We start from the raw sequence: 9,054 nt of genomic DNA, 5'->3' as shown, positions 1-9,054 counted from the left end.
GTCCTGGGTGCCCGAAAAATGATGCAACTGATGGGCTGAAAGGCCTTTTACAGCACAAAAACAAACGCCCCGAACAAGTCGGGGCGTTTGGCTTAAGGCCTGTCAGCGTGTTTTCACACAGTCTGCTTAGGCCTCTTTTTTTACCGGACGAAACCGGTTGAATCTGGAGCGGGAAACGAGACTCGAACTCGCGACCCCGACCTTGGCAAGGTCGTGCTCTACCAACTGAGCTATTCCCGCATTTGGTGAGGGCCATTCTATAGAATCATGAAGTTCCGTCAAGCCCTTGATTCAAAAAAGCTTTATTTCTGCTCCGAGCCTTCGCGCAGGTGCGGCCAGGCAGCGCGCAGGTAGTGCACCATCGACCACAGGGTCAAGCCTGCGGAGACCATCAGCAAGGCGTAACCCAGTATCACCCAGAAAGTCAGCACCGGCGGATTGGCCAGTAAGATCACCAGGGCCAGCATTTGCGCGGCAGTCTTCCACTTACCCAGGTTCGATACGGCCACCTGCGCCCGCGCGCCCAGCTCGGCCATCCACTCGCGCAGGGCCGATACCACGATCTCGCGACCGATGATCACCGCCGCCGGCAAAGTCAGCCAGAAGTTCGCATGCACCTGCACCAGCAGCACCAGGGCTACGGCGACCATCAGCTTGTCGGCCACCGGATCCAGGAAGGCGCCAAACGGTGTGCTCTGCTGCAAACGACGGGCCAGGTAGCCGTCAAGCCAGTCAGTGGCCGCAGCTATGGCGAAGACGCCACTCGCTGCGATATAGCTCCAGTGATACGGAACATAAAACAGCAAAATGAAGATCGGAATGAGCAGGACGCGAAGAACTGTAAGTAGATTTGGGATATTCATCGGCACAACTGGCTGCAAAGTGAGCGTGCATTCTACTCGCTATGCAGGTTGGCATAAATCGACTCGGCAAGCTTTTTACTGATTCCTGGTGCTTTGGCGATTTCTTCGATGCTGGCACGGGTCAGTTCCTGCAGGCCGCCGAAGTGCTTGAGCAGGTCACGACGGCGCTTTGGCCCCACGCCTGCCACGTCTTCCAGGCTGGAAGTACGCCGGGCCTTGCCGCGCCGGGCGCGGTGGCCGGTAATGGCAAAACGGTGAGCTTCGTCACGGATCTGCTGGATCAGGTGCAGTGCCGGCGAGTCGCCCTTGAGGGTGAACTCATGGGCGGCGTCGTTGAGGTAGAGGGTTTCGAAGCCGGCCTTGCGCGTCACGCCCTTGGCCACGCCGAGCAGGATCAGGTCGGGAACGGCCAGTTCCTGGAGGACGTCGCGGGCCATGTTCAGCTGACCTTTGCCGCCGTCCACCAGCAGCACGTCCGGCAGTTTACCCTCGCCTTCCTTGATCCGCCCGAAGCGTCGGGTCAGGGCCTGGTGCATGGCCGCATAATCGTCGCCCGGGGTGACGCCCTCGATGTTGAAGCGCCGGTAGTCGGACTTCAGTGGGCCTTCAGGGCCAAACACCACGCAGGAAGCGACCGTCGCCTCACCGCTGGAGTGGCTGATGTCGTAGCACTCCAGGCGCTGCGGGATTTCATCCAGGGCCAGGACCTGGGCCAAAGCTTCGAATCGTGAGGCCATGTGCTGGCGGTTGGCCAGGCGCGCGCTCAGCGCCTGCTCGGCGTTGGTCACCGCCAGCTGCTGCCAGCGCGCACGGGTACCGCGCACGCGATGACTGATGCTCAGTTCGCGTCCGCGCAGGGCTTCAATGGCGGCAGTGAACGCAGCGAAGTCTTCGTGCACCACGTTGACGATCAACTCGCCCGGCAGGTCGCGCTCGGCGTTGCCGATGTAGTACTGGGAGAGGAACGCGGCCATGACCTCGGCCACTTCCTCTTCGATCCCGACCTGAGGGAAGAAATTCTTGCTGCCCAACACCCGCCCGCCGCGCACGCTGATCAGGTGCACACACGCACCACCAGGGTTGGTGAACGCGGCAACCACATCCACATCGCCACTGCCGCCTTCCATGCTCTGCTGATCCTGGACCCGGCGCAGCAAGGCGATCTGGTCACGCAGTGCAGCGGCCTTCTCGAACTCCAGGGCCATGGCCGCCTGCTCCATTTCGGCATTCAGCTCATTGGTCAGCTGATGGCTGCGACCTTCGAGGAACATCACCGAGTGGCGCACATCGACGGCATACTCCTCTGGCTCGACCAAGCCGACACAAGGCGCCTTGCAACGCTTGATCTGGTATTGCAGGCACGGCCGGGTGCGGTTGCTGTAGTAGCTGTCTTCGCATTGGCGGACGAAAAAGGTTTTTTGCAGCAGGCTCAGGCTTTCGCGAATCGCACCGGCACTGGGATAGGGGCCGAAGTACTTACCCTTCTGCTTCTTGGCACCGCGATGAATCCCCAGCCGCGGAAACGGGCCGTCGGACAGGAATACATAAGGGTAGGACTTATCGTCGCGCAGCAGGATGTTATAGGGTGGCCGCCATTCCTTGATCAGCGTCTGCTCAAGCAGCAGCGCTTCGGTCTCGTTGGCGGTAATGGTGGTTTCGACCTGGGCGATGCGCGCCACCAGGGCAGCCGTCTTCGGCGCCAGGCCGGTCTTGCGAAAGTAGCTGGCCAGGCGCTTCTTGAGGTTTTTCGCCTTGCCGACATACAGCAGCCGGGCGTCACCGTCGAACATCCGGTAAACGCCCGGGCGACCGCTGCAGGTCGCCAGGAATGCACTTGAATCGAACACAGGGGTCATGAGTTCAGAGACTGGCGTCAACCATGCCATGGCGGACCGCCAGCAGCGTCAGTTCGACGTCGCTGGTGACCGAGAGTTTTTCGAAAATCCGGTAACGGTAAGTATTGACCGTTTTCGGTGACAGGCACAGCTTGTCGGAGATGATCTGCACCTTCTGGCAACCGACGATCATCAGGGCGATCTGGATTTCCCGCTCTGACAGCGCATCGAACGGCGAGCCTTGCGGCTGGAACGACTTGAGGGCCAGTTGCTGGGCGATCTGCGGGCTGATGTAACGCTGTCCGGCGAACACCAGGCGAATGGCCTGGACCATTTCATCCAGCCCTGCACCCTTGGTCAGGTAACCGGCGGCGCCCGCCTGCAGCAGGCGTGTGGGGAACGGGTCGTCTTCACAAACGGTCACCGCCACGACTTTCACATCGGGATGACTGCGCAACAATTTGCGCGTGGCCTCAAGACCACCAATCCCGGGCATTTTCACGTCCATCAGAACCACATCGGGCTTGAGCTCACGCGCCACCTTCAACGATGCCTCGCCAGAGTCGGCTTCGCCCACCACCTGCAAGCCATCGATATCGGCCAGCATACGGGTGATGCCCGTACGTACCAGATCGTGATCATCGACCACCAGGACCCTAATCAAGCAGACACCTCGCACTGCGGCGGCAATTGGATCCCGCCACCTTAGCAAAAAACCAGGCGCTAGAGCTAACGGAACACGTCATCGCATCGATGCCATTTTGTCCTTGCCCGCCACACGGCCAAAGACCGCCGGGTCACGGCCAGAAACCTTTGCACAGGGCCTTGGCAGCGTATCGGCAAGACTGCCGAGCAATTGCTGGACAGCGGCCTGATCGGGTGCGGGTAAAGCGCGAAAGGCTGCCAGCAAGCGGTCTTCCTCCGCACTCAGGCTGCCGTGGGGTACAGGAGTACGCGTGCCACTCAACACATACAGGGCATCGACCCCTCGGGCGGCCACGGCCGCCAGGTAGTCGGTCTTGGGCGTACGCTCGCCACTCTCGTACTTGCCCTGGGCATTGGGCTCGACCCCACCAATATCACCGAACACGCGTTGGGTCAGGCCCAGACGCTCCCTTTCTTCCCGTAGCCGGGATCCGATTCCGTTCATCGCGATTCAATATCCTTGATACATCATCCATGCCTGTCATTCACGCAAGCCCACAAGGTAGGCAGTTCAAGCAGCACTATGCACAGGAAGGCGAGCACTGCACAAGCCGACAGATGCACCTCCTGCCTATAGTTGTCTGTACAGGATCATCAGCCGGGCAACTTTCAATCACAAAAAAGATGTAGTGGCTGCAGCGCTGGGCCGAGGCCCAGCGCCCTGCTCAGCGCGGACGTCAGCAGCACCGGGATGGCCGCGCGCAAGTGGGCCGTGGCAGCCATGGCGTCGACCTTGCTGATGACCCAGACGACCAGCGACGGCAAGTTGCAACTGTCGGCGCAACAGCGTGAATGGTTCACCCAACTGGGCGAACGCATCATTGCCGAGTACCAGCAGCACCGGGCGCCCGGTTTTGCCTGGTTCAACAACCATGACTACTGGGCCGTGGCAGCGACCGGCATGTTGATCCAGCGCGACGACTTCATCCAGTGGGCCGACGGCAACCTGCGCCTTGGCCTGCAACAGGCGGTCAAGGCCAGCGATAGCAGCTATGCCTACCTGCCGCTGGAAGTCGCCCGCGGCAAGCTCGCCGCCACCTATAGCCAGTACGCGCTGGTGCCGCTGGTGTTGCTGACCGAGTCGGCGCGGGTCAATGGCCTGCCCTGGAGCACGGAAGACCAACAGACCCTGGAGCTGCTAGGCAACTTTGCCGCGCGCAGCATTCTCGATCCCGACGACCTGCCTGAGCTCAAGGGCAAATCCCAGACTTCGGTGGCCCCCTACAAACTGGCCTGGCTGGTCCCCCTCCTGCAGCGGCTGCTCGACGCGACCCAGCGCCAGGGTTGCGTGGTGCGCATCAACCAGGTTGCCCAGGCCGTCGCACCAGGCGCATTGCTGTGTGTGCAGAGCGCTAGCCAATAACCCGCTGCATGCGCACGAAGCATTCATCTTCGCCCACTGTTTGAAACCCCCGGCGTCGGTACAAGGCCTGCGCCGGGTTGCTCTTGAACACCGTCAGGCGCAGCAGCGGCAGGCGACGCTCGGCAGCCCAGCCAGCCAGTTGTTCCAGCACCTGACTGCCGATACCCCGATCACGCGCGCGCTCGATCAGGTGCAACTCGCGAATGTACAAGGCTTGACGGTCCTGACTGAGGCTGCAGAAGCCCAGCACCTTATCGTTCTCGACGATCAACCATTGCTCGCGCCAGCCCCAGGCCTGATCGAAGGCTTCCTCGATCCAGCGCAGGTCGAACTCATAGTAGTAGCGCAGCATGGCGCGGCGGGTCAGGTCACGGGCGAAAGCGCAGTGTTGGTCAGTGGCGGCGATAAGCTGCAAGGGTATGGGGTCCATTTGATGGTTGTGGGAGCGAGCCCCCGCAAGTACCTACAAAGGTTTGAACGCCCCGGCCTGGCACACCGGCGAATTCATCGGCGCCTCTGTATTTTTTGTTTCAGCCTAAGCCTTTCATTGATCGGAGTCAGCCCGGTCTCAGAAAGTTTTTTTATGCTGACCGCCTGAGGTAACGCAACCCGGAGTCATCATGACCACCCCGACGCTAGCCAGCCATCCGCCGCTAGCCGCATCCGACCCACGTCCGCGCCTGAACCACAAGCCCGGTCGCAGTACCCTGATCCTGTTCTTCGGCCTGTTGCTGGCCGGTCTGCTTTACACCGCCTGGAGCCTGGTTCACGACATCGATGCCAGCGGCACTGTGGTTACGACCTGGACCCCCTTCCTGTTGCTCGCAGTGGCCCTGCTGATCGCCTTGGGCTTCGAGTTCGTCAACGGCTTTCACGATACCGCCAACGCCGTGGCCACGGTGATCTACACCCATTCCCTGCCCGCCTCGGTGGCGGTGGTCTGGTCCGGCTTTTTCAATTTCCTCGAGGTGCTGCTGTCCAGCGGTGCCGTGGCCTTTGGCATTATTGCCCTGTTACCGGTGGAGCTGATCCTCAAGGTTGGCTCTTCGGCAGGCTTTGCCATGGTCTTCGCCCTGCTGCTGTCGGCGATCATCTGGAACCTGGGCACATGGTGGCTGGGCCTCCCGGCCTCCTCCTCGCACACCCTGATCGGCTCGATCATCGGCGTCGGCGTGGCCAATGCGCTGATGCATGGCCGCGATGGCAGCAGTGGCGTGGACTGGGCCCAGGCCAGCAAGGTGGGGTATTCGCTGCTGTTGTCGCCCTTGGTGGGTTTCGCCTGTGCAGCGTTGTTGCTGCTGGCCCTGCGCCATCTGGTCAAACGCCGCGAGTTGTACCAGGCGCCGATCGGCAACACGCCGCCACCCTGGTGGATTCGCGGTGTGCTGATCCTGACCTGCACTGGGGTGTCCTTTGCCCACGGCTCCAACGACGGCCAGAAAGGCATGGGGCTGATCATGCTGATCCTGGTCGGCACCCTGCCGATGGCCTACGCCCTGAACCGGACCATGCCCGCCGAGCAATCACTGCAATTCGCAGCAGTGGCCGAGGCCACCCAGCAGGCCCTGCAGCGCGGCACCCCACAGCTGTTGAGCGCGGATCCGAGGAAGACCCTGACCGAATTCATTCGCCAACCGGCAGCCGGTCCTGAACTGATTCCGGCCCTCGCCGCCCTGACCGGCGCCATCGGTAGCGAAGTCAAAGGCTATGGCTCGCTGAACCGGGTGCCCGCCGAGGCCATGGCTAACGTGCGCAACGATATGTATTTGACCAGCGAAACCATTCGCCTGATCGACAAACACCAGTTGCTCAAGTTCGATGCCGATACCCAGGCCAACGTACAGCTGTTCAAGCACCAGCTTGACGACGCCACCCGTTACATTCCGCTGTGGGTCAAGATCGCGGTGGCCATCGCCTTGGGGCTGGGCACCATGGTCGGCTGGCGGCGAATCGTGGTCACGGTCGGCGAAAAGATCGGCAACACCCATCTGACCTACGCCCAAGGGGCTTCGGCGGAGCTGGTGGCAATGTGCACGATTGGCGCGGCGGACCTCTACGGCCTGCCGGTATCGACTACCCATGTACTCTCTTCGGGGGTGGCCGGGACCATGGTTGCCAATGGCTCGGGCTTGCAGATGCGGACCATCTTCAACCTGCTGATGGCCTGGGTGCTGACATTGCCAGCGTCGATTGTGCTGGCAGGCGGGTTGTACTGGTTGTTGCGGCACGTCTTCTAACCGGTGAGCGGGCCCATCACTGAAGAATGGGCCCGTAGTGCCATCAGCGGCGATCGCTGACCACGTTACTGCCGTGGGAAATGATCACTTCCACTCGGCGATTGAGTTGACGAGACTGTGCATCGGCATTGGAGGCCACCGGATACTCTTTACCATAGCCAGCCACCATGACCCGCTCCGGCGCTACCCCGCCACGACGCAGGGCGTTGGCGACGGCAGCGGCACGACGCTCTGACAACTGCTGGTTGAGCGCGTCGCCACCGGTGGAATCGGTAAAGCCTTCGACCCGCACCTTGCGCTCAGGGTTGGCGCGCAAATACTCGGTCAACTGATCCAGGTTACGCAGGCTGCTGGCCTTGAGTTCGGCACGGCCAGTATCGAACAGTACATCACCGAACGTGACCACCGCACCGCGATCGGTCTGTTTGGCATTGAGCTGCTGCATCGCCTTGAGCTGGGCCGTGCGCACGTCCAGGCGAGCCTGGGTGCGCTGCGCCTCGATGCCCTGCAAGCCGGCTTCGGCCATGCGCAAGTCGATGGTTTGTTCGGCGATGGCAATTTTCTGTTGAGCCAGATAAGCCAACTGCTCGACCTGCTGTGCCTTGCGATCCTTGATTGAGGCAAGCTCCGCTTTGCCCAGGGCGGCGAATGCCGCTTTGGTTTCCAGTGCCGCCAGGCGGCTGGATTGAGGTTTGCTCTGCAGCGTACTGAATTGCTCGCGCGCTTCCAGCAAGCCGGCATTTTCAGGCGTGGTGCCACAACCGCTGAGCATAAGACCCACCGCTGAGGCGGCGATGAATATGTATTTGAGTTGCATACAAACGATCCTTATCGGCTAGGCGGAACAATGGCGTCGGGGGCCTGCAGCATTTCCTGCTTGAGCACCTCGATGCCCTGCTGGGCTTCCTTGAGCTGTTGTTTGGCCCGAAGTGCACGCGCTTTGCGTTCGGCCAGATTGGCATCGGCTTCAGCCTGCTCGGCAAGCAGGCGCGCCTGGGCAAAGTTCTGCTCGCCCAATGCGCGCTCCACTGAGTAGAGTTTGTCCTGGGCAGACTTCATTTCCACCGGGGCAAACTGCGTCGCGTCGGCGGTCACCGCACGACTGACAGCATTGCGGGTCAACTCGACCTGCTCGGTAGGAACCGCCACACTGGCACAGCCGCCGAGCGAGGCGAACAGCGCCACCATCAGGCCGGAAACGGCCAGGTGCTTCGAGGTGCGTTTAACAACCATTGAGAGACTCCATCACAGCGTTTAATCAATTTCCGCACCTTTCAGGCGCGCAGACACCAGCGTCGCCCTGCAGCAAAGGGCAATAAGCACGTCGAGGAGTCTGCAAGCCAGGAGAGATGATCAGCGCTACGGGTGCGCGATACACAACAGAAAAAGGTGGGATGAACTGAACATCGGCGACAGCCGTTTAGTTAAGACGCCGCAAGAGTATTCCTACAGATAAGACTTACCAATCGGAAATCCCCTTGCGTTTAGTAGGAATTTTCTACAGTTCACGCTGATGCGCTGGGAAGTCTTCAGTCCCTGACCATCACCCAATCACGGTGCAACTCTGGACCGCACTGGAACAAGGCCTCACCGACTTTACAAAAGCCATTGCGCTGGTAGAAGCGAATGGCCCGGGCATTCTGTTCGTTGACGGTCAGGCGGACAGCACCGCTCAGTTGTGCCAGGGTATCGTCAAGCAAGCGTTGCCCGGCGCCTGTGCCATGCTGCTGGGGCAACACATAGCAGCGACTCAATTCCGGCAGACCATCGACCAGAGCAATACCCAGGTTATCCGGCGCACTGTCGATGAGGCTGTAGCCGACGACCTGCCCCTGGTGTTCAAGGACCCGCAGGCGCTTGGACGGGCTGTCCAGGTGCAGACGAAAATGCGCCGGTTGCAGCTGCGCCTGAATATAGGTTTGCAGGGCAACTGGCGAGGCATCCGGCGGGCTGGCCAGGGCGAAGGTCTGGATAGCGACGGCGCTGAGCGCTTGGGCATCGCTGTACCGGGCAACGCGGGTACTGAAGGGCATGGAGCAACATCCTGTCGA

General features: G+C 61.0%; 10 protein-coding genes and 1 tRNA gene. 2 read left to right on the top strand and 9 right to left on the bottom strand.

Annotated elements, in window-relative coordinates; translation table 11 throughout:
* Positions 1 to 164: 164 nt before the first annotated feature.
* The 5 genes from ACRESH_RS21490 to ACRESH_RS21470 form a co-directional block, all read right to left on the bottom strand.
* Positions 165 to 240, bottom strand: a tRNA-Gly gene (locus ACRESH_RS21490).
* 62 nt (positions 241 to 302) lie between these two features.
* On the bottom strand, positions 303 to 863 hold the full coding sequence (pgsA, locus tag ACRESH_RS21485) for a CDP-diacylglycerol--glycerol-3-phosphate 3-phosphatidyltransferase (protein ID WP_431743859.1): 561 nt from the start codon (positions 861 to 863) through the stop codon (positions 303 to 305).
* A gap of 32 nt (positions 864 to 895) precedes the next feature.
* Positions 896 to 2,719 carry an excinuclease ABC subunit UvrC gene (gene uvrC / locus ACRESH_RS21480; protein WP_431743862.1) on the bottom strand — a complete coding sequence of 608 codons (1,824 nt, stop codon included), beginning with the start codon at positions 2,717 to 2,719 and terminating at the stop codon, positions 896 to 898.
* A 4-nt stretch (positions 2,720 to 2,723) separates the two neighbouring features.
* The gene (gene gacA, locus ACRESH_RS21475) at positions 2,724 to 3,362 is read right to left on the bottom strand and encodes a response regulator transcription factor GacA (protein WP_431743858.1); all 639 of its coding nucleotides are present in this window, start codon (positions 3,360 to 3,362) and stop codon (positions 2,724 to 2,726) included.
* 78 nt (positions 3,363 to 3,440) lie between these two features.
* The gene (locus tag ACRESH_RS21470; protein ID WP_431743857.1) at positions 3,441 to 3,848 is read right to left on the bottom strand and encodes a helix-turn-helix domain-containing protein; all 408 of its coding nucleotides are present in this window, start codon (positions 3,846 to 3,848) and stop codon (positions 3,441 to 3,443) included.
* A 246-nt stretch (positions 3,849 to 4,094) separates the two neighbouring features.
* Between ACRESH_RS21470 and ACRESH_RS21465 the strand changes: the two genes are divergently transcribed.
* Positions 4,095 to 4,766, top strand: a complete 672-nt coding sequence (locus tag ACRESH_RS21465) for an alginate lyase family protein (protein ID WP_431743856.1) — start codon at positions 4,095 to 4,097, stop codon at positions 4,764 to 4,766.
* Here ACRESH_RS21465 and ACRESH_RS21460 read toward each other — a convergent pair.
* A complete protein-coding gene (locus tag ACRESH_RS21460; protein WP_431743861.1) occupies positions 4,756 to 5,187 on the bottom strand; it encodes a GNAT family N-acetyltransferase in 432 nt (143 codons plus the stop codon). The two genes, ACRESH_RS21465 and ACRESH_RS21460, sit on opposite strands and share 11 nt — an antisense overlap.
* 199 nt (positions 5,188 to 5,386) lie before the next feature.
* Between ACRESH_RS21460 and ACRESH_RS21455 the strand changes: the two genes are divergently transcribed.
* The gene (locus ACRESH_RS21455) at positions 5,387 to 7,003 is read left to right on the top strand and encodes an inorganic phosphate transporter (RefSeq protein ID WP_431743855.1); all 1,617 of its coding nucleotides are present in this window, start codon (positions 5,387 to 5,389) and stop codon (positions 7,001 to 7,003) included.
* 43 nt (positions 7,004 to 7,046) lie between these two features.
* Here ACRESH_RS21455 and ACRESH_RS21450 read toward each other — a convergent pair whose 3' ends face one another.
* The 3 genes from ACRESH_RS21450 to ACRESH_RS21440 form a co-directional block, all read right to left on the bottom strand.
* Positions 7,047 to 7,820, bottom strand: a complete 774-nt coding sequence (locus ACRESH_RS21450) for an OmpA family protein (protein WP_431743854.1) — start codon at positions 7,818 to 7,820, stop codon at positions 7,047 to 7,049.
* Positions 7,821 to 7,831: 11 nt separating this feature from the next.
* Complete coding sequence (locus tag ACRESH_RS21445) at positions 7,832 to 8,236, bottom strand: DUF4398 domain-containing protein (RefSeq protein WP_431743853.1); 405 nt, start codon at positions 8,234 to 8,236, stop codon at positions 7,832 to 7,834.
* Positions 8,237 to 8,532: 296 nt separating this feature from the next.
* A complete protein-coding gene (locus ACRESH_RS21440; RefSeq protein ID WP_431743852.1) occupies positions 8,533 to 9,036 on the bottom strand; it encodes a GNAT family N-acetyltransferase in 504 nt (167 codons plus the stop codon).
* Positions 9,037 to 9,054 lie beyond the last annotated feature (18 nt).

Source organism: Pseudomonas sp., assembly GCF_050739775.1.
Taxonomy (GTDB): domain Bacteria; phylum Pseudomonadota; class Gammaproteobacteria; order Pseudomonadales; family Pseudomonadaceae; genus Aquipseudomonas.
The sequence above is the reverse complement of the archived record's forward strand: the minus strand, read 5'-3'. Positions and strand labels throughout refer to the sequence as shown.